Source organism: Paraburkholderia sp. 35.1 (genome assembly GCF_050436525.1).
In the GTDB taxonomy this organism is placed as follows: domain Bacteria; phylum Pseudomonadota; class Gammaproteobacteria; order Burkholderiales; family Burkholderiaceae; genus Paraburkholderia; species Paraburkholderia tuberum.
This window is the reverse complement of sequence record NZ_JBNDMJ010000002.1, coordinates 1,290,717-1,314,613: the sequence shown is the minus strand read 5'-3', so window position 1 is coordinate 1,314,613 and position 23,897 is coordinate 1,290,717. Positions and strand designations below refer to the sequence as shown.

General features: G+C 64.2%; 21 protein-coding genes and 2 pseudogenes. 13 read left to right on the top strand and 10 right to left on the bottom strand.

The genetic code is table 11. The features are described from left to right. Nucleotides 1–45: 45 nt before the first annotated feature. Nucleotides 46–1,689 (bottom strand): benzoylformate decarboxylase, encoded by a 1,644-nt coding sequence (mdlC, locus tag OKW27_RS12045; RefSeq protein ID WP_429333588.1) that lies wholly within the window; start codon nucleotides 1,687–1,689, stop codon nucleotides 46–48. A gap of 104 nt (nucleotides 1,690–1,793) precedes the next feature. Here mdlC and OKW27_RS12040 point away from each other — a divergent pair, with 104 nt between their 5' ends. From OKW27_RS12040 to OKW27_RS12015, 6 genes and pseudogenes are all read left to right on the top strand, one after another. Continuing rightward, nucleotides 1,794–2,711, top strand: a complete 918-nt coding sequence (locus tag OKW27_RS12040; protein WP_429333587.1) for a LysR family transcriptional regulator — start codon at nucleotides 1,794–1,796, stop codon at nucleotides 2,709–2,711. Nucleotides 2,712–2,840: 129 nt separating this feature from the next. Further along, a complete protein-coding gene (locus OKW27_RS12035; RefSeq protein ID WP_429333586.1) occupies nucleotides 2,841–3,038 on the top strand; it encodes a 5-oxoproline transporter, DUF969 family subunit in 198 nt (65 codons plus the stop codon). A 34-nt stretch (nucleotides 3,039–3,072) separates the two neighbouring features. Further along, a pseudogene (locus tag OKW27_RS12030) lies at nucleotides 3,073–3,246 on the top strand (5-oxoproline transporter, DUF979 family subunit); the annotation flags it as partial. A 10-nt stretch (nucleotides 3,247–3,256) separates the two neighbouring features. Then, on the top strand, nucleotides 3,257–4,267 hold the full coding sequence (locus OKW27_RS12025; RefSeq protein ID WP_090806833.1) for a DUF2891 domain-containing protein: 1,011 nt from the start codon (nucleotides 3,257–3,259) through the stop codon (nucleotides 4,265–4,267). Between the two features lie 153 nt (nucleotides 4,268–4,420). Continuing rightward, nucleotides 4,421–6,823, top strand: coding sequence for a DNA polymerase II (locus OKW27_RS12020; RefSeq protein WP_429333585.1), 2,403 nt, complete (start codon nucleotides 4,421–4,423; stop codon nucleotides 6,821–6,823). Between the two features lie 491 nt (nucleotides 6,824–7,314). Further along, the gene (locus OKW27_RS12015) at nucleotides 7,315–7,686 is read left to right on the top strand and encodes a BON domain-containing protein (protein WP_429333584.1); all 372 of its coding nucleotides are present in this window, start codon (nucleotides 7,315–7,317) and stop codon (nucleotides 7,684–7,686) included. Between the two features lie 111 nt (nucleotides 7,687–7,797). On the opposite strand, the gene OKW27_RS12010 is transcribed toward OKW27_RS12015, so the two are convergent. The 4 genes from OKW27_RS12010 to OKW27_RS11995 form a co-directional block, all read right to left on the bottom strand. Then, nucleotides 7,798–9,288, bottom strand: coding sequence for an MFS transporter (locus OKW27_RS12010; RefSeq protein ID WP_090806839.1), 1,491 nt, complete (start codon nucleotides 9,286–9,288; stop codon nucleotides 7,798–7,800). A gap of 134 nt (nucleotides 9,289–9,422) precedes the next feature. Further along, a complete protein-coding gene (locus OKW27_RS12005; RefSeq protein ID WP_429333583.1) occupies nucleotides 9,423–11,378 on the bottom strand; it encodes an aconitase family protein in 1,956 nt (651 codons plus the stop codon). Nucleotides 11,379–11,511: 133 nt separating this feature from the next. Then, on the bottom strand, nucleotides 11,512–12,414 hold the full coding sequence (locus OKW27_RS12000; protein WP_090806843.1) for a LysR family transcriptional regulator: 903 nt from the start codon (nucleotides 12,412–12,414) through the stop codon (nucleotides 11,512–11,514). 104 nt (nucleotides 12,415–12,518) lie between these two features. Continuing rightward, nucleotides 12,519–13,247, bottom strand: coding sequence for a 2OG-Fe(II) oxygenase (locus tag OKW27_RS11995; protein ID WP_429333582.1), 729 nt, complete (start codon nucleotides 13,245–13,247; stop codon nucleotides 12,519–12,521). Between the two features lie 213 nt (nucleotides 13,248–13,460). Between OKW27_RS11995 and OKW27_RS11990 the strand changes: the two genes are divergently transcribed. Beyond that, the gene (locus OKW27_RS11990; RefSeq protein WP_429333581.1) at nucleotides 13,461–14,108 is read left to right on the top strand and encodes a DsbA family oxidoreductase; all 648 of its coding nucleotides are present in this window, start codon (nucleotides 13,461–13,463) and stop codon (nucleotides 14,106–14,108) included. Between the two features lie 188 nt (nucleotides 14,109–14,296). On the opposite strand, the gene OKW27_RS11985 is transcribed toward OKW27_RS11990, so the two are convergent. Next, the gene (locus OKW27_RS11985; protein WP_008917257.1) at nucleotides 14,297–14,617 is read right to left on the bottom strand and encodes a pyrimidine/purine nucleoside phosphorylase; all 321 of its coding nucleotides are present in this window, start codon (nucleotides 14,615–14,617) and stop codon (nucleotides 14,297–14,299) included. 197 nt (nucleotides 14,618–14,814) lie between these two features. Between OKW27_RS11985 and OKW27_RS11980 the strand changes: the two genes are divergently transcribed. Further along, nucleotides 14,815–15,390, top strand: a complete 576-nt coding sequence (locus tag OKW27_RS11980) for a cysteine hydrolase family protein (RefSeq protein ID WP_429333580.1) — start codon at nucleotides 14,815–14,817, stop codon at nucleotides 15,388–15,390. A gap of 55 nt (nucleotides 15,391–15,445) precedes the next feature. Next, nucleotides 15,446–15,832, top strand: a complete 387-nt coding sequence (locus OKW27_RS11975) for a BON domain-containing protein (protein ID WP_090806852.1) — start codon at nucleotides 15,446–15,448, stop codon at nucleotides 15,830–15,832. 142 nt (nucleotides 15,833–15,974) lie between these two features. On the opposite strand, the gene OKW27_RS11970 is transcribed toward OKW27_RS11975, so the two are convergent. Further along, nucleotides 15,975–16,751, bottom strand: coding sequence for a hypothetical protein (locus tag OKW27_RS11970; protein WP_429333579.1), 777 nt, complete (start codon nucleotides 16,749–16,751; stop codon nucleotides 15,975–15,977). 518 nt (nucleotides 16,752–17,269) lie between these two features. On the opposite strand from OKW27_RS11970, the gene OKW27_RS11965 reads away from it, so the two are divergent. The 4 genes from OKW27_RS11965 to OKW27_RS11950 all read left to right on the top strand — a co-directional run bounded on the left by OKW27_RS11965 (nucleotide 17,270) and on the right by OKW27_RS11950 (nucleotide 21,804). Then, entirely contained in the window at nucleotides 17,270–18,460 is a 1,191-nt protein-coding gene (locus tag OKW27_RS11965; protein ID WP_429333578.1) for an L-dopachrome tautomerase-related protein, read from the top strand. A 214-nt stretch (nucleotides 18,461–18,674) separates the two neighbouring features. Then, entirely contained in the window at nucleotides 18,675–19,880 is a 1,206-nt protein-coding gene (locus tag OKW27_RS11960) for a paraquat-inducible protein A (RefSeq protein ID WP_429333577.1), read from the top strand. Further along, nucleotides 19,877–21,172, top strand: coding sequence for an MlaD family protein (locus OKW27_RS11955; RefSeq protein ID WP_429333576.1), 1,296 nt, complete (start codon nucleotides 19,877–19,879; stop codon nucleotides 21,170–21,172). Before OKW27_RS11960 ends, OKW27_RS11955 begins: the two co-directional genes overlap by 4 nt. Beyond that, on the top strand, nucleotides 21,169–21,804 hold the full coding sequence (locus tag OKW27_RS11950) for a PqiC family protein (protein ID WP_429333575.1): 636 nt from the start codon (nucleotides 21,169–21,171) through the stop codon (nucleotides 21,802–21,804). The genes OKW27_RS11955 and OKW27_RS11950 overlap by 4 nt, the downstream gene beginning before the upstream one ends. Before the next feature lie 30 nt (nucleotides 21,805–21,834). Here the strand turns inward: OKW27_RS11950 and OKW27_RS11945 are convergent. From OKW27_RS11945 to OKW27_RS11935, 3 genes and pseudogenes are all read right to left on the bottom strand, one after another. Continuing rightward, a pseudogene (locus OKW27_RS11945) lies at nucleotides 21,835–22,188 on the bottom strand (GNAT family N-acetyltransferase); the annotation flags it as partial. A 161-nt stretch (nucleotides 22,189–22,349) separates the two neighbouring features. Next, nucleotides 22,350–22,709, bottom strand: a complete 360-nt coding sequence (locus tag OKW27_RS11940) for a protocatechuate 3,4-dioxygenase (protein WP_090806862.1) — start codon at nucleotides 22,707–22,709, stop codon at nucleotides 22,350–22,352. Then, entirely contained in the window at nucleotides 22,709–23,551 is an 843-nt protein-coding gene (locus OKW27_RS11935) for a gallate dioxygenase (RefSeq protein WP_429333574.1), read from the bottom strand. Before OKW27_RS11935 ends, OKW27_RS11940 begins: the two co-directional genes overlap by 1 nt. Nucleotides 23,552–23,897 lie beyond the last annotated feature (346 nt).

Below are 23,897 nucleotides of genomic sequence, written 5' to 3'. Positions count from 1 at the left end.
TTTTTCATCGTAGGTCTCTCTCCTTTTCGTGAATGGGAAGCACCGTTACGCGACGATCGCTTCGACGAGCGTGGGACCGCTTTTCACGTCACCTTCGGTCAGCGCGCGACGCAACACGTCGGCAAGTTCAGCCGCCTCGCTGACGCGCGCGCCAGGGCAACCCATGCCCGCCGCGATCGTCACGAAGTCGAGGCCCGGCAGGTCCGTGCCCGGCACGGTCTCGCCAGGCGCGAAACCGAACACCGCCGCGAAATCCTGCAGCGCCGCGTAGCGCGTGTTGTTCAGGATCACGAATGTGATCGGCAGCTGCATCTGCACCGCGCTCCAGATCGCCTGAATCGAGTACATGCTCGAACCGTCGCCGATCAGCGCGATCACGCGCTCGCCCGGCCGCGCAAGCGCAACGCCGAGCGCCGCCGGCATGCCGTAGCCGAGGCCGCCGCTGTCCATCGTCAGGAACGTGCCGGCGCGCGCGATCGGCAGATAGGTCTGCATGATGGGCCGCGAGCTCGGCGCTTCCTCGACGACGATGCCATCGGGATCGCGCACTTCGGCGAGTGTCTGCAACGCGAATGCGACCGACATCCGCTCGCCCCGCGCGGGCGGCAGCGCTCGCGGCGCCACCGCGCGCGGCGCGGGCAACTCGCGCGCTTTGGGCGCGGCGCGCGCGAGCAGATCCTGCACGCCGAGCCGCACGTTGCCGACCGCGGCGATGCCCTGCGGCGTCCATGCGGCAATGCCCGGATCGTCGATCAACTGACACAGCCGCGAACCCGACGGCACATGCGGACCACTGCCTTCGACGTGATACGTGAACGCTGGCGCGCCGATCACGAAGATCGCATCGTGCGCGCCGAGCAACTCGACGATGCGCTCACGCAGCGCCGGCAAAAAGCCCGCGAACAGCCGGTGCGTTTCGGGGAAGCTGCAACGTCCGGTCATCGGCGCGACGTAGACGCGCGCGGAATGCCGCTCCGCGAGGCGCACGACTTCAGCCGCCGCGTCCGCGCGATCGACCGCGCCACCGACCACGAACGCGGGCCGCTCGCACGCGTCGAGCACCGTGCCGATGCGTTCGAGCATCGCCGGATCGGGTCGCATGATGTGCGCGACCTCGCGGTCGGCCACGCGCTCGGCAGGCTGATCCCAGTCGTCGGCGGGAATCGACACGAACACCGGGCCGCGCGGCTCCTGCATCGCGATCGCGTACGCACGCGCGATCGCGAGCGGCACATCCTGCGCGCGAGCCGGCTCGATGCTCCACTTCACGTAGGGCTTCGGCAATTCGGTGGCCTGGGTCGCGGCGAGGAACGGTTCGAACGGCAGGATCGAGCGGGCCTGCTGACCCGCGGTGACGACGAGCGGCGTGCGGTTGCGAAACGCCGTGAAGATATTGCCCATCGCATTGCCGACGCCCGCCGCCGAATGCAGGTTCACGAACGCCGCGTTGCCGGTGGTCTGCGCGTAGCCGTCTGCCATGCCGACCACGACCGCTTCCTGAAGACCGAGCACGTAGCGGAAATCCGCGGGGAAATCGCGGAACATCGGCAGCTCGGTCGAGCCCGGGTTCGCGAAGATCGACGTCATGCCGACGCGGCGCGCGAAGTCGATGACCGCGTCGCGTACGGTCCACGGCGTGCTCTGTTCTTTTGCGTGTGCCTGATTCTGCTGCGGCGCGCTGCTTGTCATGCGAAGTCTCCTGTCTGGTGAGCGCGAAAAATCGAATGGCCATTATCACGGCCGCCGGGGTAGCCGAAAATTGCCCAATTCGCAAAAAGGCATTACCTTTCGGCATGACTTACAACCTGCAACAACTGCAGGCGTTCGCGGTGATCGTCGAGAGCGGCAGCCTCGGACGCGCCGCCGAAGCGCTGCACATCACGCAGCCGGCCTTGAGCCGGACCATCCGACGTCTCGAGGAACAGGTCGGCGCGCCGCTGTTCGAGCGGCATTCGCGCGGCATGCATCTGACCGCGGTCGGCGAGGCACTGCTGCCGCACGCGATCCTGCTGCAACGCGAAGCCGAACAGGCGCGCGAGGAAATCGACGCGATGCGCGGCCTCGCGCGCGGCACGATCCGCGTCGGCGCGGTCGGCAGCATCGCGAGCCTCGTGCTGCCGCTCGCGGTGAGCGGCGTGTTGACGAAGTGGCCGAACCTGCGCGTGGAGATCATCGAGGGCGTGTGGGACCGGCTCGCCGATGCGCTCGTCAAACGTCAGATCGATCTCGCGCTCAGCATGGCCGTGCCCGATACCGACGAGATCACCGCGATCGCCGATTGCCGCTGGGAAGACGCGAGCTACGTGGTCGCCGCGCTCGATCATCCGCTGCGGCGCAAGCCCGACCTCACGCTCGCCGACACGCTGGGCGAACGCTGGGCGATTCCGCCACGCGGCACCGGCCCGTTCGAGCACATGCAGAGCGTGTTTGCCGAGCGCGGGCTGGGACTGCCGAACGTCGTCGTCGAAACGCGCTCGGTCACGGCGCTGAAGAGCCTGGTCGCGCGTTCGGGCTTTCTGAGCTGGATGGCGTCGACGATGTACGTGACCGAAAGCAAGGCCGGCGTGTTCGATACGCTCGGCGTCCCAAGCGTGGTCGGGCGGCGCACGTTGACCGCGTTCCGGCGGCGCCAGGGGATTCTGCCGAGCCCGGCGGTCAAGCTGCTGGAGCAGTTGCGGCAGTTGACGGCGGAGGGTATGACCGCGGGTTGATCGTTTCCCGCACACGCTGCCACTTTCTCGGCGTTTACCCGATGAGTAGATTTTATCGACTATTTATCAATAAAGTCTCGCGTTAGATTCCGTCGCCAAGCGTCGAGGAAACGAAGCAAGGAGAGCCGGATGGGGGTTTTGATTGGCGTGCCGAGCGTGGCACTCGGCTTCGCATTGCGCTTCAACGCGCTGCTGGTGATGACGATCGCCGGCGTCGCGACCGGGATGGCCGGCGGCTTGCAGACGGTGGAGATCGTCAGCGCGTTCGGGCGCCTGCATGCGGCCACCACCGGCCGCGTGCTCTCATCACGCTGGTCGGTACGCTGACGCTCAAGTACGCGCCCTTCGTCGAAACGAAGAATCCGGTTTCTGCGACACGCTGATGACGCCGATGGCGGCGAACTTCAACATCGTCCCCGCCGCGCTGCTCGAACTGAAGGACCGGAACGGCGTGATCAAGGCGCAATGGCCGACCGCTTTACTATTGCCGATCGTCAACACCATACTGTCGTACGTGTTCGTATTCCGCTTCTGAGGAACCGCCGATGACCACCCAGCTCACCCGCGAATTCGCGTCCAGATTCGCCAATGTCGCGCTCGCCCACCTCACGCGCGAATACCCGAACAAGCTCACGCACTCGCTCGAAGGACCGCAGGACGTGCAGGGTCCGCGCGCCTTGCATCCGATCTTCTACGGCAGCTACGACTGGCATTCGTGCGTGCACGGTTACTGGCTGATCCTGCATCTGCTCGAACGCTTCCCCGATCTGCCCGAGGCCGCGCGCATCGTCGCCGTGGTCGACGAGCATTTCACCGCGGCGAACGTCGCCGGCGAACTCGCGTATCTGGAGCTGCCGCACAACCGCGGCTTCGAGCGGCCGTATGGCTGGGCGTGGCTGCTCGCGCTCGGCGCGCAGTTGCAGTCGATGAAAATCTCGGAAGCCGCGCGCTGTGCGAAGACGTTCGCGCCGCTCACTCAGGCGTTCGTCGAGCGCTTCGAGGAGTTCCTGCCGAAAGCAACCTATCCGCTGCGCGTCGGCACTCACTTCAACATGGCGTTCGCGCTCGCGCTGACGCTCGATTTCGCGCGGCAAACCTCGCGCGAATCGCTCGAGGCGCTGATCGTCAGCACCGCGGAGCGCTGGTATCTGGACGACGTCGCGTGTCAGGCATGGGAGCCGGCCGGCGACGAATTCCTGTCGCCGTCGCTGATGGAAGCGGAGTTGATGCGGCGTGTGTTGCCGTCGGCGCAGTTCACCGACTGGTTCGGACGCTTCCTGCCGGACCTCGGCGCGAAAAAACCGGCGACGCTGTTCGAGCCCGTCACCGTGACCGATCGCAGCGACGGCAAGATCGCGCATCTGGACGGGCTCAATCTGAGCCGCGCGTGGTGCCAGCGTGCGCTCGCGCGTGCGCTGCCCGCCGGCGACGTGCGTCGCACCGTGCTGTTCGATGCGGCCGAGCGTCATCTGCACAGCGCGCTGCCGCATGTGACCGGCGACTACATGGGCGAGCACTGGCTCGCCACGTTCGCGACGCTGGCGCTCGAAGCTTGAGCGAACCGGGAACGAACTGAACCGGCTTTGAAGAGATGAAGCCGTGCTGGTTGGGGCGCTTCAGTACGAAGCGCCCTTTTCATTGCCCGTTCAACAGTCCCTGCCTGCGGCGGTAAAATCGCGCAACGATTGCGCCGCTTTAAAGGTGGAAGTTTGACTGAGTTCGAGCAGGGTTTCATTTTGACCCGACATTGGCGGGACACGCCCGCCGGCACGGAAATCGAGTTCTGGCTGGCCACGGACAGCGGGCCGCGCCACATCCGTCTGCGCCCTCAGCCGTCCGTCGCCTTCATTCCGGCCGAACATCGCGAACGCGCCGAAACGATCCTGCGCCGCGACGCGCCGCTCGATCTGCGTTCGCTCGAATTGCGCGACTTCCAGCATCGGCCGGTCAGCGGGCTTTACTGTGCGCAATACCGGCAATTGAAGGGCTTCGAGAAGCGCCTTAGAGAAAGCGGTGTCGATGTCTACGAAGCCGATATCCAGCCGCCCGAGCGCTACATGATGGAGCGCTTCATCACCGCGCCGGTGTGGTTCAGCGGCGTGCCGCGGCAGAATGGTCCGGGGCTCGATGGCCCCTGGCTCGACAGCGAACTCAAACCGTCCAACGACTATCGTCCGCCGTTGAAGCTCGTGTCGCTCGACATCGAAACGAGCGCGCATGCCGAGCTATATTCGATCGCGCTCGAAGGCTGCGGCGAGCGGCAGGTGTATATGCTTGGGCCGCCGAATGGCAACCTCGGCAACATCGGCAACGTCACCGACGCCATCGACTTCAAGCTCGAATACTGCGAAACCCGCGCACAGCTGCTCGAAAAGCTGATCGAGTGGATGGAGCGGCACGATCCCGATGCGATCATCGGCTGGAACCTCGTGCAGTTCGACCTGAAGGTACTGCAACAACATGCCGGGCAGTATCGCGTGCCGCTGCGCATCGGACGAGGCGGCGCGGTGATGGAGTGGCGCGAACACGGCGTCACGCGCAATCACTTTTTCGCGGGCGTGGCGGGTCGTTGGGTCATCGACGGCATCGAGGCATTGCGTTCGGCGACGTGGAGCTTCCCGTCGTTCAGCCTCGAATACGTGTCGCGCTCGGTGCTGGGCGAAGGCAAAGCGATCGACAATCCGTATCAGCGCATGGACGAAATCCAGCGCCGCTTCGACGAAGACAAGCCCGCGCTCGCGCGTTACAACCTGAAGGACTGCGAGCTCGTCACGCGTATCTTCGCGAAGACCGAGTTGCTGCCGTTCCTGCTCGAACGCGCGACCGTGACCGGCCTGCCCGCCGATCGCAGCGGCGGCTCGGTCGCGGCGTTCACGCATCTGTACATGCCGCGCATGCATCGGCAGGGCTATGTCGCGCCGAATCTCGGCGACGTGGCCGGCGCCGCGAGCCCCGGCGGCTTCGTGATGGATTCGCGGCCCGGGCTCTATGACTCGGTGCTCGTGCTCGACTACAAGAGCCTGTATCCGTCGATCATCCGCACGTTTCTGATCGACCCGCTCGGTCTGGTCGAAGGCATGCTGCATCCCGACGACGCGAGCTCGGTGCCGGGCTTTCTCGGCGCGCGCTTTTCACGCACGCGTCACTGCTTACCGTCGATCGTCGCGCAGGTGTGGCAGGCACGCGAAGCGGCCAAGCGCGAGCACAACAAGCCGCTGTCGCAGGCGCTGAAGATCATCATGAACGCGTTCTATGGCGTGCTAGGCTCGACCGGTTGCCGCTTCTTCGATCCGCGGCTTGCGTCGTCGATCACGATGCGCGGCCACGAGATCATGCACACGACACGCGAGCTGATCGAGGCGCAAGGCTACGAAGTGATTTACGGCGACACCGATTCGACCTTCGTCTGGCTCAGGCACGCGCATGACGAGGAAGACGCCGCGCGCATCGGCCGCGCGCTCGTCGAACATATCAACGCGGCGTGGCGGCAGAAGCTGCAGGCGCGCTTCGGTATCGACAGTGCGTTGGAACTGCAATTCGAGCGGCACTATCGGCGCTTTTTCATGCCGACGGTGCGCGGTGCCGAGGAAGGCAGCAAGAAACGCTACGCAGGACTTACGGTATTGCCGGACGGCCGCGAGGACGTGGTCTACAAAGGGCTCGAAACCGTGCGCACCGATTGGACGCCGCTTGCGCAGCAGTTTCAGCAGGAACTGTATCGGCGCATCTTCAAGCAGCAGCCGTATCAGGATTACGTGCGCGACTATGTGCGCGATACGCTCGCCGGCCGGCTCGACGATCAGCTCGTCTATCGTAAGCAGTTGCGCAGACCGATCGACGCTTACGAGCGCAACGTGCCACCGCATGTGCGCGCGGCACGCGTCGCCGATGAGTTCAATCGCCAGCAGGGACGTCCGCTGCAATATCAGAACGGCGGCTGGATCAGCTATGTGATGACGGTGGCCGGCCCCGAGCCGCTCGAAACGCTGCGCTCGGCGATCGACTACGAGCACTATCTGACGCGGCAATTGCAGCCGGTTGCCGACGCGATTCTGCCGTTGCTACGCGACGATTTCACGACGCTGATGTCGGGGCAGAAGCAGTTGTTTTGATCGGGGCGGCGAACGCGCGACTGCGAGCATGGACGAATTGCCTACTTCACCATGGACGGGGCTCGGCCTCTTCATCGGAGTGCGTGTTATGCACAGCAAAGGTGCGGCAGGGCGAGTTGCCGCGGGTCGCGTATCGCATGCTCCGCGCTCCCGAGGCCGGCGTAAATCGACGGCGCAATGTAACTGTGCCGCTACATCGGGGACGGCTAAAAATGTCAATCAGACGCCGGTAATCCGTGATTAAAGGCGGAAAAAAACTAATCCCTGGTTTTGATTTGCAACCCTATCAACAGAGTTAGAGCGCCATCATAATTTGAAGTATTCTAATTTCTTCGGTTGTTCGCGCAATTGGCGGGATTTGCATTGTTGCTTGACCTAACCCTTTATTGTCCTATAGTGCCATTTGATCCGCCTCAGAAATATTGTGGGGGCGTGTGTGTGATATCCCTGAATCTGTAGCCCCAACGATCTGCAACGACAGGAGAAGATGCATGAAAGCAATCCACGCCGTCAAACTGGTCGGTACCGCCCTTCTGATTTCGGGTTCGATTCACGCCTATGCGCAGGCGAGCAACGCTAACGCCCCTGCGTCTGCCCCGACCACGACGCCCGAAGCCCGATCGCATTACAAGTCAATGAAAGCAGCGAACCGGGCGCTACAGCGTCAGGTTCGAAATGCGCTGGTGAAAGACAGGAACATCTCCACGGCCAATATCACAGTTCGCGCCCGCGATGGTGCTGTCACGCTGCAGGGCAGCGTACCGCTTCAGGCAGAAAGCGACCGGGCAACCGAGGTGGCGAAAGGGGTACCTGGCGTAACTTCGGTCAAGAACGCGCTGTCGATCCGTCCTGTGGGCACCTGAAGCAGTCCTGGACCCCGCTTTGCAGGAAGGCCGGCGCTCTGACCGTGCATTCCATTGAGGGCATAGCCAATACAGCACATGGCGGCGGGCCGGCTCGACAGCCGGCCTTCGCTAGGTGGATATCTTCTCGAGTTCGAGCCCTTTCGTCTTCGGCCCCATCAAGCCAATCGCCAGCATCACGATCAGCATCGCGCCCGCGATGAACACGAACACGCCGGTCGTGCCAAAGTAGCGCAACACGGCCGCGATCAGAAAGGCCGTGAAAATCGCGGAAAAGCGGCTCCACGAGTAGACGAAGCCGACCGCGCGCGCCCGGATGCTGGTCGGAAACAGTTCGGTCTGGTACGCGTGATAACTGTACGAAATGATGTTGCCGGCCAGCGTCAGGCACACTCCGAGGCTCACGAGGAGCACCGCACCCGATACCTGACTGAACCACAACCCGCACACGATATTGACGCCGGCCATCACGACGATCACCGTCTTGCGCTCGAAGCGGTCGCCGATAAACAGCCCGATGATCGGACCGAGCGGCGCGGCCAATGCGATCACGCTCGAATACATCAGGCTCGTCGTGATCGTGATGCCCTGCTTGATCAGCAGCGTCGGCACCCAGTTCGCGAAGCCATAGAAGCCGACCGTCTGGAAGATGTTGAAGATCGTCATCATCAGCGTGCGGCTGCGGTACGGCGGCACCCACATGTCGCGGAAGCTGCCGCGCGGTGGGATCGGCACCGGCGGCGCCGGCGGCGGCAACTCGCGGCCATATTCGTGACGTACCTTCGCCTCGAGCGCGTTCATCACGCGGTCGGCTTCGGCGAGACGTCCTTGCTGCGCGAGCCAGCGCGGGCTTTCCGGCAACGCGCGGCGAATCCACCAGACGAATAGCGCGCCATGCGCGCCGATCAGCACGACCCAGCGCCAGCCGTCCAGACCGAACAGCGTGCGCGGCACCAGCAGAAACGATAGAAACGCGACCACCGGCACGGCCGTGAAGCCGACCGCCTGCTCGCACGCGAACGCGCGGCCGCGGATCTGCTTCGGCACCAGCTCGGAGATGTACGTGCCGATCGTCACCAGTTCGACGCCGATGCCGACACCGGCGACGAAGCGCCAGAAATTAAGGCCCGTCGCGGTCTCCTGAAACGCCATCACGAGGTTCGCCGCGGTGTACCACAGCAGCGACCAGGTGAACACCGCGCGCCGCCCGAAGCGATCCGCGAGGAAACCGCACGCGATCGTGCCGATAAACAGGCCGCCAAACAGCGCGGCGATGAAACTCGCGACGCCGGTCGAGCCGAACAGGCCATGCGTGGTCGCGGTCAACATGCCGCTTTTCACGAGGCCCGGCGCGATATAGCCGGAGTACAGCAGGTCGTAGAGTTCGAAGAAGAAGCCGAGGCTCAGCAGCACCACCAGCTTCCAGACGGAGCGCGTGGCGGGCAAGCGGTCGAGGCGCGCCGAAATGCTGCCGGCGTCGAGCGATGCGTGGCCCGTCACCTGCGCGGGCGCGCCGCGCTCGGCGCTGCCGGCCGCGTCAGTGGAATGCGCCACGGTACCGCCGCTGCGCGCGACGGACCCCGCGGGATCGGGGAATGCCATGTTGTCTGTCTCCTTCTGTTGCGACTGCTTTTACGGCAGGGCTGATCGCTTACCGCGGCCGGTTCGATGCCGGCCTCGCGTCTTGTCGCGCGTCGCACGCGCCACGATGGGTCGGCCGGAGTCCGGCCAGCATTCTAGCCGTGCCCGCGTTGCAATTGTTCGAACGTGGTGATTTTCCCGGCCAGCGCGCTCGCCGCGACCGTGTACGGGCTCGCGAGCCAGACGTCGCCTGGTCCCGAACGGCCGGGGAAATTGCGGTTGATCGCGCTGATCGTCACGTCGTTCGGGTTGGCCGATTGTCCCGGTCCGCAGTTTGCGCACGAGCCGCAGCCAGGCATCACGAGCGTCACGCCCGCGCGCTCGAACACCGGCAGATAGCCCTGCTCCTCGCAATACGCGCGCACCGCCATCGTCCCGAATTGCAGATACAAACGCGTGCGCTCGGGCACCCGTAGGCCGTGCTCGACGCCCCAACGCAGCACCTCGTGATAGAAATCGAAGTCCTCGCGCTTGCCCGCGGTGCACGAGCCGCCGTACGCGATATCGATCGCGACGTCCTGTTCGAGCCGCGTCGCCGGCACGCCATTGCCGGGGTCGCCCGGACGCGCGAGCATCGGTTCGATCGCGTTCGCATCGATATGGATCGTGTCGCGATAGGTCGCGTCCGCGTCGCTTTTCATCCAGCCTTCCAGCACGAAATCGACGCCGCGCCGCTCCTTCAGGAACGCGACCGTGCACTCGTCCGGTTCGACGATGCCGGTGAAGCCGCCGAGTTCCGCGACCATGTTGGTCAGCGTCGCACGTTCGTCGATCGACATCGCGCGCACCGCCGCGCCGCCGTATTCGAACACGAGGCCGATCGCGCCGCCCGAGCGAATCGCCTCCATCCGCAGCAGATGCAGCACGACGTCCTTTGCGGTCACGCCGTCGCGCAACTGACCGTCGATCTCGATGCGCAGCGTCTCCGGCACTTTGCAGCGCACGTAGCCCGTGACCCAGCTATTGGCGATTTCGGTCGCGCCCGCGCCAAATGCGAGGCAGCCGAGCGCGCCCGAATGCGGCGTGTGCGAATCGGTACCGCATGCTACCTGGCCCGGCAGCGCGTATTGCTCGGCCATCAACGCATGACAGATGCCCTCGGAGCCGGGCACACCATCGAGCGCGCCGTGCGAGCGCACCGGGTAGCCGCGCGAAAACGACGTGTGGCCTTCCATCAGATTCGCGACGCCCGGCAACAGACCGTCGCGCACGTGAGGGATGCTCTGCGGCGCGAGCACCAGATGATCCTGGAACGCGATGATGTGATCCGGCGCATGCAGCGGCGCGGGCTTGCCGAACGCCCGATGCATCAGATGCGCGCACATGCCGGTGAAATAGTCGTGGCTGAAGCGCCAGTCGGCGGCGATGAACACGCCGTCGCCGCGCTGCGCGCTCGCGGTGCCCGGATGCAGATGACGGTCGATGATCTTCTCGACCAGCGTTTTCGGCTCGGCGCCCGGCGCCTCGTTCGGGGCATCGCTCGCGCGGCCGCCCGGCGCGGGCCACTCCGCAAACCGGCTATACGCAAGCAGCCCGCCGCTGCGGATGATCTGCTGCGTGAGCGAGTCGCGGCCTTTGAGGAATTCGTCGATCGGCACCGCTTCGCCTGCGAGCAAGCGATCGAGCACGGAAAAATCGGTCGTGGTCAGAATGCCGATGTTGTCGCAGTTCTGCTGATAGATACGCTCGAAGCTCTCGGCAACGATCAGGCGAATACCTGCGGACAACTCCGCGAGCGGGCTCGATTCGCGCGAGGAGCCCTTGCCGTAGCGCTTGCCGGCCACCGTCACGCGAAAGCCGCCGTCCTTCACCGCATTGCGGCCGATCGGCAGACGCTCGCCGGCCTTGAAGCCGACGTACGGGTACTGGCCGAGGCGCTCGTCGTAGGTGAGCATTACGGTGACGGGCGTGATCTCGTCCGTCGACACGTTGTCGCGCAACGGCCCCGCCGTGTCGCGAGTGAAGTTTTCGCCGGCCAGTTGCGCCTCGATCACGGCCGGGTCTTGCGACAGGTACAGCACGCGGCCGTCCAAACGAATCGTATCGCTCATCACTGCGTTCTCCTTGCGCTCACTATACGGTGCGCAAGGCGGATGCCGAAGTGCCGGTGCGGCAACGCTGCCGTCTCGTTTCGCGAATGCTCGATGGCGGAGCGGTGGCGCGCAGTGCGGGTGGTGGAATCGTCTAAGGCGGATTGCCGAGGAACGACACCAGCGCGGCCGCGCTCGCGCTCAACTGCTCGCGCGCCTTGAAGATGATGATCAGATGACGCTCCGCCCACGCATCGGCAAGCGGCAGCAGCCGCACGTCGAGCGTGTTCACGTAGAGCAGGCCGACCGGCTCGGGCACGATCGCGATGCCGAGCCCCGCATGCACCATCCGGCACAGCGCATCGAGACTGCTCACGCGCATGCGCACCTCGAGCTGCCGCCCCGCGCTCGCCGCCTGCTGCGCGAGCAAACGTGTGAGCGCGCTTTCGCTGCGCAAGCCGACGAAGCTGTCGTGCAACAGATCGTCGAAGTTCACCCGCGCCGCGCTGGCGAGCCGATGCCCACCCGGCACGAGCACCGCGAGCCGGTCCTGGCGGTACGGCACCTGCTCGAACGCCTCGCTTCCAGCAACCGGATTGCAGATGCCGAAGTCCGCGCCGTGTTCGTCGACGATACGCAGCACGTCCGCGCTGTTTTCTTCTTCGAGTTCGATCGCTACATCCGGGAACGCGCGGCCGAACGCGGCCACGTCTTCAGGCAGAAACTGCACGATCGACGACAGATTCGCAACCACCCGCACGCGCCCTTTGACGCCCGTCGAAAAGCGCGACAACTCCGCGCTCATCTGCTCGATATTGCCGATGATCGCGAGCGCGTAGCGCAGCACGGTCTCGCCGACCGGCGTCACGGTAATGCCGCGCGACTGCCGCTGAATCACCGGCAGGCCGATCAGCGCCTCGATCTCGGCGATGCGCCGGCTCACCGCCGACGACGCGATGAACTCGCGCTGCGCCGCGCGCGCGATATTGCGCTCCTGGCAAACGGCGACGAACAGACGCAGCGAAGTCAGATCGAGTTTCTTGAGCAGGTTTTCCATGGGACGAGGCGACGGATCTCACGACAATGGCGGCAGATCGCTGGAATCGTGGCCGTTATCGTCTCACGGCACGCGGTGTTGCGCCATTGCGCCGACAGCGGCCCTCACAGCGCATCATGAAAGATGATGCCGACCGTATGCCGATGTCCCGAGCGCAGGCGGCTCACGCCGTGCCGCAGATTCACGCGATACGGCCCGCGCGTACCCTGCACGGGCCGGCTGTTCACGGTGAACACGACCGCGTCGCCCTTCGCGAGCGGCACGACTTCGGCACGCGACTGCATGCGCGGACGCTGCTCGGTCATCACGAACTCGCCGCCTGTGAAGTCGCGCCCCGGCTCCGACAGCAGTACCGCAACCTGCAGCGGGAACACGTGTTCGCCGTACAGATCCTGATGCAGGCAATTGAAATCGCCCTCGCCGTATTGCAGGATCAGCGGCGTCGGACGCACCTGGCCGGCGTCCCGGCAGCGTCGAATGAAATCCGCATGTTTCGGCGGATAGCGCACGTCGATGCCCATCGCCATGTTCCAGCGGTTCGCGACCGGCACGAGGTGCGGATAAAGGGCACCGCGCAAGCCGCCGACGAGCGACGGCAGCGGATACGCAAAGTACTTGTATTCGCCGCGACCGAAGCCGTGGCGCGCCATGACGACGCGGCTGCGATAAAGCGCGTCGCGTGTATAGAGCGCGCTCAGCGCGTCGCATTCGCGGGGCGTCAACAGTTGCGGCACGGCGGCGCAGCCGTACTGATCGAGATCGTGTTCGATCCGCGGCCAGTCGAGTGCGTCGACGCGGTGGTCGATCGTTTGGGTGGGAGCGATTGCGTTCATCGTCGATGAGTGGGCGGCGCGGGCTCGTCGCCCGCGCCATCAAGGTAGGTAGCTCGATGAACTTAGTGTACGAGTGTGGTGGCGGGAAAACACTCCGGGTCTTGCGGTCAAATTCAGCCGCACTGCACGGACGGACGATTCACGCTACGCTGTCGGTTTCGTTGCGGCCGCACTTGCCGCCGCCGCATCGCAGTTCATTCCGCCAGGACAACCATGAAACAGCAGCTCACCATCGATTTTGTTTCCGACATCGCCTGCCCGTGGTGCGCGATCGGCCTGTCGTCGCTGCAGCTCGCGCTCGCGCGGCTTCAGGACAAAATCGACGCGCGTATCGTCGTGCATCCATTCGAACTGAATCCGCAGATGGCACCGGACGGCGAAGACATCGTCGAGTATCTCGGCAAGAAATACGGCCGCACGGCCGCGCAGATCGCCGAAACGCAGGCGATGATCCGCGAACGCGGCGCGAGCGTCGGCTTCGATTTCGGTCCGCGCATCCGCACCTACAACACGTTCGACGCGCACCGCCTGCTGCATTGGGCCGGCCTGAAGGGCCACCAGTTACCGCTGAAGCTCGCGCTATTGCGCGCGTATCATGCCGACGGCAAGAATCCGGGCAACCATGACGTGCTGGTCGAAGCGGCCCAGTCGGTAGGACTCGACGCCAACGAAGCGCGCGACGTGCTGACGAGCGGCGCGTATGCCGATGAAGTGCGCGAAGCGGAAAAGAACAATCAGGAAATGGGCATTCAATCGGTGCCGTCGATCATTTTCAACCGCCGCTATCTGGTGACCGGCGGCCAGCCGGTCGAGCAATTCGTGCAGGTGATCGAGGAGATCGTGGCGAAAGAGACAGCGTAAGGTTCATCGTCGAAGCGAAGCGCAATGGACGGCCCATTCTGAGCACCTGGCTCAAGCACGCACTCGCGAATGCTTGCGTGTTGTCTCTTCAACACATCTGAGCAAAGATAGCCTGGGTCCATTGTCCAAGCCGTCCCGGCTGCTTGCAATAGGTCTTTCTTATCCCACTGCACGCGCCTTAAAGCCGCTTACAGATAGCTGCAAACGTAGTCCAGCGTTTCAACCACATCGATATCGAAGCGGCTCTTGCCAGGCACCGAGAACGATTCGCCCGCGCCATAGGTCTTCCACTCATCGCTGCCGTCGAGACGGATGCGGCATTTGCCCGCCTGCACTTCCATCAGCTCCGGCGCGTCGGTGCCGAAGTTCAGCGTGCCGGGCAGGATCACGCCGAGCGTCTTGCGCGTGCCGTCGGCGAACAGCACGGTGTGCGACACGCACTTGCCGTCGAAGTACACGTTGGCTCGTTTGACAACAGAAACCTGGTCGAATTGCGTTGCAGCCGTCATGGCGGTCTTCCTCTGGATCATCGTGAATGAATGCGTTGCGGCCCGGTGGGCGCGGCAGACGGCGCGCGATCCGCGCAAGCCGCCCGCGCAGGGCGCCCTGCCGGGCGCGAGCCCGCCATCATACATGGCTATTGACGGCGCCAATACGGTAAAGTCTGCCAGAATCATATCGACACCCACACAGACTCATTCGACCCATGCGTTCTCCCGCTCCTTCCGCCGGCGCCGTATTGTTGTTGATCGATCTGCAACGCGCGATCGATCATCCGAGCTGGGGCGAGCGCAACAATCCCGCAGCCGAAACGCAGGTGAGCCGCTTGCTCGCGCATTGGCGTAGCCGAGGCTGGCCGGTGTGGCATGTGCGGCACGACTCGACGGAGCCTGGGTCGCACTACCGGCCGGGTCAGGCGGGACACGAATTCAAGGCGTCGAACGTGCCGTTGCCCGACGAACCGGTGATTGCGAAACGCACGAATAACGCGTTCATCGGCACGGGACTCGAAGACCGCCTGCGCGCCGCCGGCCACACGACGCTGGTCGTGGCGGGTGTCATCACCAACAACTCGGTCGAGGCCACGGTGCGGATGGCCGGCAACCTCGGTTTCGATACCTATCTAGTGGCCGACGGCTGTTTCACTTTTGCACGGACCGACTGGAACGGAACGCCGCGCAGCGCCGACGACATTCACGCGATGTCACTGGCCAACCTCGATCAAGAGTACTGCACGGTCCTCACGACGGACGCGCTATTGGGCAACGGGCAACCGCAATAGCCCCAAGGTCGATCTGCTGCGCGGCGAGCGACAATCAGGTGGTACAGGAGGACTTGTGAGAAAAGACAGCGCGAGCACCCTAATTGGCGCCATTGCCGCGGCAGCAATTGCGATCGGCACTGCGACCTGTGCGAATGCGCAAACCAGTGGCGGCATGCCGAACGATGCTTCCGCGCAAAGCCAATCCATCGCGGCATCGCCGGCTCGCAACAGACCCGATAGCGAGCTTGCGCGCGACGTGCGGCGCGCGCTCGCACGCACACCGAACCTGCATTCAACGTCGATTCACGTGCAGGCGCGCCGCGGTATCGTGACGCTGACCGGTTGGGTACCGCAGCGCGCTCAGGTGCAACGCGCCGGCAGTGTCGCGAGATCGGTGCGCGGAGTCAGACAGGTGAATAACCATCTGAATGTGCGCACGAGAGGTGCCAGCGGCCACTAGCGCAAAACGAATAAAAGAAAGTACTCAGCCCGCCACGAATGCGGCGGGCTGAGTACTTTCTATCGGCCAATCAATCGATGCGTGCGAGTATTCGCCGCGGCGTTCCATTGCTGCGCAACGCCGCCACGACTCGCGCAATACCTCAACGCCACATACGATAGCTGTAGACCGGCGCGCGATACGCATACACGCGCGGCTGCGCCCAATAGACCGGCGGACGATAAACCTGATAAGCGACAGGCGCGACCGGTTGAACCACCGTTTCCACGACCTGCGGCATTTCATCGTATTGCGCCTGCGGATAAACCGGCACGTACTGCACGGGCGGCTGAGGATAGTCCTGCCGCACGTATACCGGCTGGTTGTCGTAGACCGGCTGCATCTGCGCGTAGGCCGGCGCCTGCTGGTATTGCATTGGCGGCGGCGCGTACTGCGGCTGCTGGTACACCTGCTGATATTGCTGTTGCGGCGGCGGTTGCGGCACCTGACGCTGCGCGTATTGGACCGGCCGCGGCTTCTGAGGCTGCGGCGGAATACTCGTGTACTTCGAGTTATCGTCTTCGGGAACGCCCGGCGGCAGCGGCGGCACGTCGACCCGCGCGACGTCGGTCCTGGCGGGTTGCCGCTGACCGTGATTGTGCGAGTCGATCATTGCCTGGTAATCGGCCTGATCCTGCTTGCCGCGGTTGATATAGCCATTGCGATACGCGCGGGCCACGTCCGACATCTTCGCATTCGGATCTTCTTTCATGCCGTCCGCATTGACCTTGTACTCGTTCGGACTGAGCGAGCCGGCCGGCACCTCGTCGTCGGACGCATACGCCGCTTCGGGTCCGTCGGCCCACGCTGGATAACATTGCAGCGTTAGCACCGAAGCGACCGTCGTCACCCCGAGCCCCCAAAGCGTCCTTGTTCTCACGATCCACCTCGCGGCCGATTAAGAGTATTGAAAGCCGAAATTTTTACTTGCAGGCGTGGCTATTTGTCTGCGCGTGCAATTGTTATTTTCTAGCACATTCCTTAGACGTCGGCATTATTTTTTCTTTGCAAATGAGCGGTGTAGCGCACGAGTGACACGGCGGGTCCAAAGGCGAGTCAGGAGAAACCCTGAGAGTCAGAGTTGCCGAAATGGACCGTTTGGTACGGCGGCTCCGCACGCCGCCGCGGAGCGATTCTTTTCGCCCTGAATGACGTAGTAGCAACGCGGCCTTTTAGCGCGCCATGTCGTATCAAGCGCCACGCGACAACTCGGCTTTCCCTATTGCGCGCAGTACCGTTCTCTGCTCGCGCGAAAGTCAAACGATTCGCATAAAGGGCTGTCAGCAATTCACGTTGAATACCTTCCGAAAGATTCGCGGATTACGATTTACTTTATCTTTGCACGCGGCATTCGGTTTGCTGAATACTGACATTTCCGTCCTGTCCCGGAGACAGCCCATGAAAGACACCGCCACGCCAACCGCCGCGGATCGGGTTCCACTGACCGCCGCGCCTGCATCGAGCGCCGGTGACGACGGCTCGCTGCCGCATCTGCGCGAGATTGCGTCGTTCGGGCACCAGGTGACCGGCGTCGCCGTCGCCGCGGACGGACGCATCTTCGTCAACTTCCCGCGCTGGACAGAAGACGCGCCGATCTCCGTCGGCGTACTCACACCCGATGGCGACGTCCGTCCTTATCCCGACGATCGATGGAACGGCTGGCGCAATGCCAGGCGTGACGAGTTGAACCCGCAGGATCGCTGGGTCTGCGTGCAGGCGATGCTGTGCGATTCCCAAAACAACCTGTGGGTACTCGACCCCGGCGCGCCGGCCCAGGCGTTCGTCGTGCCGGGTGCCCCTAAACTGGTCCGCATCGATCTTGCGACGGATAGCGTCGTCGGCTGCATTGCGTTCACGCTCGAAATCGCGCCTCAGGGCAGCTATCTGAACGACGTGCGCATCAGTCCCGACGGCCGTTTCGCCTACATCACGGACTCTGGAACACGCGGCGCGATCGTGGTGGTCGATCTCGGCACCGGTCAAGCGCGCCGCGTGCTCGACGGGCATCCGTCGACGCAAACGGATCCGGGCGTCACGGTCCATGCAGGCGGCGCACCATTGCGGCGTCCCGATGGACGCGGCGTCGAATTGGCGGCCGACGGCATCGCGCTCACTCGCGATGGACTGTATGTGTACTGGCAGGCGGTGAAGGGCAAAACGCTTTACCGCGTGCCCACCGAAGCGCTTCGCGATACCACGCTCGCGACCGATGAAGTCGGCAACCGCGTCGAGAAAGTGCTTGAGCATCGCCCCGCCGACGGGCTGCACATCGACCGGACGGGACGGCTGCTGATTACCGCGGTCGAAGAACACGCGGTGAAGGTATGGGACGGCGCGACATTGACGACGTTGCTGCACGAGCCCGGCCTGCGATGGCCGGATACGTTCGCGGAAGGGCCGGACGGCACGATCTACCTGACCGATTCACGCATTCCCGAGATGAACTGGTTCAAGCCGGGCCATCCCGACGCGCTGTCGTCGAGGTTGCTGATCCTTGCCGACGCCGGCCCGTCAGCGGCGCCGGACACCAAACCGGGCACGCCGCCCGGCTCGCAAAGCGAAGCGGATCGGAACCGCTCACCCGACTGACGCCACACCGCAGCCGCCGTTCGTCCGCGCTGCCCGGCGCGCCGAGGCCGGGCCGGGAACGCGCCATGCTAGTGGAGGACAAGAACTGGCGCGCACCAGCGCGTCTGCCGTGCATGCACGCGCCAAACGGCGCCAGGGGTCGAGTGATGATCGGCGAAACCTCATTCGCAACGCGCTGCCCGCCTGAAAACGGACAGCCGATGGAGAACGTCGCATGACGATCGGCTGCCCCGAATGCGGCGCGCTCGAAGACATCCCGCCGCTCACCGCCCATACCTACGCGCGTTGCCGCGCCTGTCACTTTCCGCTCGAGCGGCGTAGCGGCCGAAGCCAGACCGCGGCGCTCGCCTGCGCGAGCGCGACCTTCGTATTACTGTTTCCGGCCAACCTCGCGCCCCTGATGTATGTCCATATGCTCGGCGTCGAACGCTCATCACTGCTGTCGTCGGGCATCGTGCAGATGTGGAACGATGGCTGGTTCATTCTCGCGGTACTGCTCGGCACCTTCGGTATCGTGCTGCCATTCATCCGCTTTGGCGGCCTCGTGATCGTCCTCGCCGCGCTGCGGCTCGGCCGGCGTACCAGAGGAATCGGCGCGCTGTTTCGCTGGACCACCTCGCTCGATATCTGGACCATGCCCGATGTCTATCTGGTCGGCTGCTTCGTCGGTTACGCGCGCGTGACGCAGAATCTGACCGGCACGATCGCCCCCGGCGGCTACTGCTTCATCGCCGCGGCGCTGCTGTCGATGCTCACGCGCGCGTCGCTCGACCGGAGAACCGTGTGGCGCGCGATCGCCGCGGAAAACGAGTTGCCGGAACATGAAGCGCCGCTGTCCTGCACGGTTTGCGATCTGGTCGTGCCGATGTCGCAGGAGGGGCGTCCGTGCCCTCGCTGCGGACTGACGTTGCGCGCTCGCAAAACCGACGCCGTCGTGCGCGCGGCTGCGCTGTCGCTCGCCGCGCTCGTTCTGACGATCCCGGCCAACCTCTTTCCGATGACCACTTCGATGCAACTCGGGCGGACCCACTCAACCCGGATCATCGACGGCGTCTACCAGCTGTTTCACGCTGGCCTGTGGCCGCTCGGCATTCTGATCATCTGTACGAGCATCGTCATTCCGGTGGCGAAGATTCTCGGCATGGCATGGTTCGTCGTCTCCGTTCGGCGCCGTTCGCGCCGGCATCTGCGGGTCAAGGCGCATCTGTACCGCCTGATCGACGAACTCGGCCGATGGTCGTACGTCGACGTGTTCACGATCGCGGCGTTCGTGCCGCTGGTCCGGTTCGACGGCATCGCCGCGGCGAGACCCGCCATTGGCGCCACCGCGTTCGCGCTGGTCGTGTTTCTGACGATGGCCGCTTCGCGCGCATTCGACCCGCGCCTGATGTGGGACGTCCACCCGCGGAGCAAGCGATGAGCGGCACGCGTCCCCGTCGTTCGCAAGCTCAGGTGCGGCGCAGCTCTTGGCCCGGCTGGATCTGGGCGGTGCCGGTCGCAGCCTTCGCGATGGCCGGATGGCTCGGCGTTCGCGCGTTGATGCATCATGGCGAGACGGTCACGGTAACCTTCGACAACGCGTACGGCATGAAGCCCGACGACACGATCGTCACGCTGCGCGGCGTGAAGGTCGGCGCCGTTTCGGAGATTACGCTCGCGCCCGATGGCCGACACGTGAAAGCCGAGCTCAAGATAGATCGCGCCGAAAAAAAGTATCTGCGCAGCGAGACCAGGTTTTATCTGCGCGGCGCACACGTGGATCTCAACGATCCAGCGTCGATCAAGGGAGTGCTGACCGGCCCCGAGATCGTGATGGAGCCCGGGCCCGGCGAACCGGCATCGCATTTCGACGGTGTCGATCGCCGCCCCGCGCTCGCGCCGGGGCACGGCCCGGTCGTCACCTATCTGGTGCGCTTCGAGGGCGCCGTCGGCGACCTGAAGAGTGGTGCCGATGTGCAATTGCGCGGTTTCGACGTGGGCACCGTCACCAGCGTGCGCCTGAACTACGACGCACGCACGGGCGCGCTGAGCACCCCGGTGCAGATCGCGCTGAACCCGTCGCAGCTTGGCATCGTCGGCGCGCCGCCACCGGCCAACGGGGACTGGCGCCCGCTCGTCGACGGCATGCTCACCCGCCTCGTCGCCACAGGCTTGCGCGCGCGGTTATCGCAAGATCCGCCGCTCGTCGGCGCGGACAAGATCAACCTCGACTTCGTGCAAGGCGCGCCGGTGGCGACGCTCGCCAGCGAGGACGGCCTGCCCGTCATTCCGAGTGTCGCCGCCGCGAATCTCGACACGACGATGGCCAAGGCCAACGAGGTGATCCAGAAAATCGACGATCTTCCGATCCGGCAAACCGGCGAACAGGTCCGCAGTATCGCCGCGCATATCAACGCGCTCAGTTCCTCGCCTCAGATTAAGGACAGCCTGACGCACATCGACCACTCGGTCGCGCAGATCGATCACACGTTGCAGCAGGTCTCGCCACAGATCGGTCCGCTCGTCGCGCAATTGCGCGAGACGGCGAACGCGGCCGATCGCACCGTTGCCGCGGCGAACCGGACGCTAGGCGGCGACGCGTCGAGCCAGAACGACCTGCCTGCCGCCATGCAGGAGCTGACCGACACCGCACGCTCGATTCGGGCACTGGCCGACTATCTCGACCGCCATCCGGAGGCGCTGATCCGTGGCAGGCAGCAGGAGGCTCAATGATGACGAGGTCCACGTTCCCCGTCGGACGCGCCGTCGCGGCATTGCTCGCGACGAGCGTCAGGACGGCGGCGTTTGTCGTAACCGTCGCGGCGATGACGCTCGCCGGATGCGGACACAGCATACCGACACGCTATGTGACGTTGAACCCGATGCCCGCCGACGCGCCGCCCGCCACGGCGCCGATCCCACCGATTCAACTGACCGCCGTGCATATTCCCGCGGTGCTCGATCGGCTCGAAGTCGTCACGCTGGCTTCGCAGAACCGGCTGACGATCGACGATAGCGACCTGTGGGGCGCACCGCTCGCTCAGATGATGCGCAAAACGCTCGCCCAGGACTTGCTCACGCGGCTGCCCGCCGGATCGTTCGTCGTTCCGGATGCACCCGCGCCGCCCGGCACGCGCACGCTGGTCGTCACCGTGCTGAATGCCACGGCCGACCCGAGCGGCACGCTGACGCTGCAAGCGGAGTGGACGCTGCTGGCCGGGCACTCGGATCAGGCGACGCTGCGGCAGCAGGTGACGCTCGACTCCGCGATCAATGGACACGATGCGCTCGCGCAGGCGGCCGCGTTGAGCCGCGTTCTCGGCGATTTGGCCGACCGGATCGCGGCGGCGGTCCTCGCGCATTGACCGACGGCGTCGAGTTCGCTGCCGCGCCGATCACGCAGTACCGTTATCGCCTTTCCTTGCGCAAAGCCGGTTGAAACGCTGCTCGACCACGCGTGTTCCCCATTGCGTGCCTTCCGATTCTTCACTTAGCCGAAAGCCGAATGACTCGTACAGATGACGCGCCGCGTCGAGCCCCTTGAACGTCCATAGATAGGTTTCGTCGAACCGCTCGTCGACGAAACGCATGGCATGCGACAGCAATTGCCGTCCAATCCCGGAGCCGCGCAAAGGATCGTCGACGATGAACCAGCGCAAATGAGCGACACCCGTGTCGTTATCCCCGTCGATCACGACAGACGCGAGCGTGCGGCCGTTTTCGAGGGATAGCCAAAGCCCTTTACCTTTCAACCGCTTGACGGTCAACACCAACGGCACAGCAAAGAAGATATGCGACATGAACCCGCCGATAATCACGGCCGGGTCGAAGTAAGCCGGGTGGCTTGAACTACACATCGGAACTTCAAATCGGATTACCCAGCGGACAGCGCTGCCTTGATGCGCGGCCTTTAAACGGCGTCGGGTACCTGACGAGTCTTCAGAAACGCTTCGAGCGTTTCGCCGCGCATGCTCGCGTACACGCCGAGATTGGTGATCTTCACCACACGCGCGAACTTCTCGAGCACGAAGAAAGACACCCCATAACGGATCAGACCGATCCAGTCGGTGTTGTCGACCAGCGTGCGTTCTTCCGGCGTCAGGCCGGCCGCATCGTATGAGGCGGTGCGGTTTTCGAGCCACAGTGCGCGCGCCGACGCTTCGCGCATCTGCCAGAAAAAGCGGTTCAGGCGCATCGCCTTCATGCTCTGGCGGATATCGAACGGATACGTGCCGGTCAGTTCTTCGACGCCAACCAGTTGCGGATTCATTACGCCACCTCTTCTTCGTAGATCGTCACGGCCATCGCGGTGCTGGTCGCCAGGTAGTAGTTGCGATGCAGTTCGCGGACCTTCTGACCCAGCGCGCCGCGCATCGCGAGCCACATGATCGTCTCGACGCTTTCCGCGCCGCCGAGGCGCACGTAATCGACGTGCTTCATCGCGGCAAGACGCTCCGGATCGCTGACGATCAGGTCGAGGAATTCCATGTCCCATTCGGTGTTGTTGAAGCCGCTGCGTTCGCCATGCACCTGGTGCGACAGCCCGCCCGTGCCGACCACCACGACCTTCAGATCCTGCTCGAACGATTCGATCGCGCGACGCAGCGCCTGGCCGAGCCGGTAGCAGCGATTCGCGGTGGGCAGCGGATACTGCAGCACGTTCACTTCGAGCGGCACCAGCGACAGCGGCCAGCCGCCCTGATGCGGCAGCATCAGCGACAGCGGCGAATTGACGCCGTGATCGAGCGGGCGGTCCTGGAAGACGGTCAGATCGAATTCGTCGGCGACCAGTTGCTCGACGATATGGATCGCGAGATCCGGATGACCGGCGATGTCGGGCAGCGGACGCTTGCCGGCGCCTTCATCGGCGAACTCGTGGTTAAGCGACACGCCGAGCGCGAACGTGGGATAGCAGTCGAAGAAGAAGCTGTTCGCGTGGTCGTTGTAGAACATCACCATCACGTCGGGCTTGTGCTCGGCCAGCCACTGCGCCACCGGTTCATAACCCTTGAACATCGGCGCCCATGCCGGTTCGTTCTGCTTGCCCTTGTCGTACGCCAACCCGATCGTGGGCACATGGGACGTGCCGATACCACCAATGATTCTTGCCATATTCGTTCTCTTCCGTCACTTCGTGCTGCTGCCAATCGGATAGGTCGCCAGGTTGACCGCGCTAGTCACCACGACCGTCTTGGGATACAAAGATAGAAATTGTGCCGCGATACGGGAAGCACGGGTATACCTCAGGCAGCGCCGGGTTGATGAGTAAAAACCCGGCATTTGCGCGGCCGGAGCGCGGATGAAGCGCACCCCGACCCACGCCGCGCAGGGCTCCCTCGGTATCCCAAGCCCGTGAGGCAAGCCTTCCGCGACGCCTCGGCATCTCGGCTCGCGATAAACAAAACAGATGGCCCGGAAAACAACTCGCAACGCACATTTCCAAGGCTTGGAGCGGTGC

Excerpts from the sequence above, each read along its gene's own strand:
- OKW27_RS11980 (WP_429333580.1), top strand. The coding sequence starts at position 14,815 with ATGCGTTCTCCCGCTCCTTCCGCCGGCGCCGTATTGTTGTTGATCGAT.
- OKW27_RS12035 (WP_429333586.1), top strand. The coding sequence starts at position 2,841 with ATGGGGGTTTTGATTGGCGTGCCGAGCGTGGCACTCGGCTTCGCATTG.
- OKW27_RS12005 (WP_429333583.1), bottom strand. The coding sequence starts at position 11,378 with ATGAGCGATACGATTCGTTTGGACGGCCGCGTGCTGTACCTGTCGCAA.
- OKW27_RS11960 (WP_429333577.1), top strand. The coding sequence starts at position 18,675 with ATGACGATCGGCTGCCCCGAATGCGGCGCGCTCGAAGACATCCCGCCG.
- OKW27_RS12040 (WP_429333587.1), top strand. The coding sequence starts at position 1,794 with ATGACTTACAACCTGCAACAACTGCAGGCGTTCGCGGTGATCGTCGAG.
- OKW27_RS11995 (WP_429333582.1), bottom strand. The coding sequence starts at position 13,247 with ATGAACGCAATCGCTCCCACCCAAACGATCGACCACCGCGTCGACGCA.
- mdlC (WP_429333588.1), bottom strand. The coding sequence starts at position 1,689 with ATGACAAGCAGCGCGCCGCAGCAGAATCAGGCACACGCAAAAGAACAG.
- OKW27_RS11990 (WP_429333581.1), top strand. The coding sequence starts at position 13,461 with ATGAAACAGCAGCTCACCATCGATTTTGTTTCCGACATCGCCTGCCCG.
- OKW27_RS11955 (WP_429333576.1), top strand. The coding sequence starts at position 19,877 with ATGAGCGGCACGCGTCCCCGTCGTTCGCAAGCTCAGGTGCGGCGCAGC.
- OKW27_RS11985 (WP_008917257.1), bottom strand. The coding sequence starts at position 14,617 with ATGACGGCTGCAACGCAATTCGACCAGGTTTCTGTTGTCAAACGAGCC.
- OKW27_RS11965 (WP_429333578.1), top strand. The coding sequence starts at position 17,270 with ATGAAAGACACCGCCACGCCAACCGCCGCGGATCGGGTTCCACTGACC.
- OKW27_RS11950 (WP_429333575.1), top strand. The coding sequence starts at position 21,169 with ATGATGACGAGGTCCACGTTCCCCGTCGGACGCGCCGTCGCGGCATTG.
- OKW27_RS11935 (WP_429333574.1), bottom strand. The coding sequence starts at position 23,551 with ATGGCAAGAATCATTGGTGGTATCGGCACGTCCCATGTGCCCACGATC.
- OKW27_RS12010 (WP_090806839.1), bottom strand. The coding sequence starts at position 9,288 with ATGGCATTCCCCGATCCCGCGGGGTCCGTCGCGCGCAGCGGCGGTACC.
- OKW27_RS12025 (WP_090806833.1), top strand. The coding sequence starts at position 3,257 with ATGACCACCCAGCTCACCCGCGAATTCGCGTCCAGATTCGCCAATGTC.
- OKW27_RS12000 (WP_090806843.1), bottom strand. The coding sequence starts at position 12,414 with ATGGAAAACCTGCTCAAGAAACTCGATCTGACTTCGCTGCGTCTGTTC.
- OKW27_RS11940 (WP_090806862.1), bottom strand. The coding sequence starts at position 22,709 with ATGAATCCGCAACTGGTTGGCGTCGAAGAACTGACCGGCACGTATCCG.
- OKW27_RS12015 (WP_429333584.1), top strand. The coding sequence starts at position 7,315 with ATGAAAGCAATCCACGCCGTCAAACTGGTCGGTACCGCCCTTCTGATT.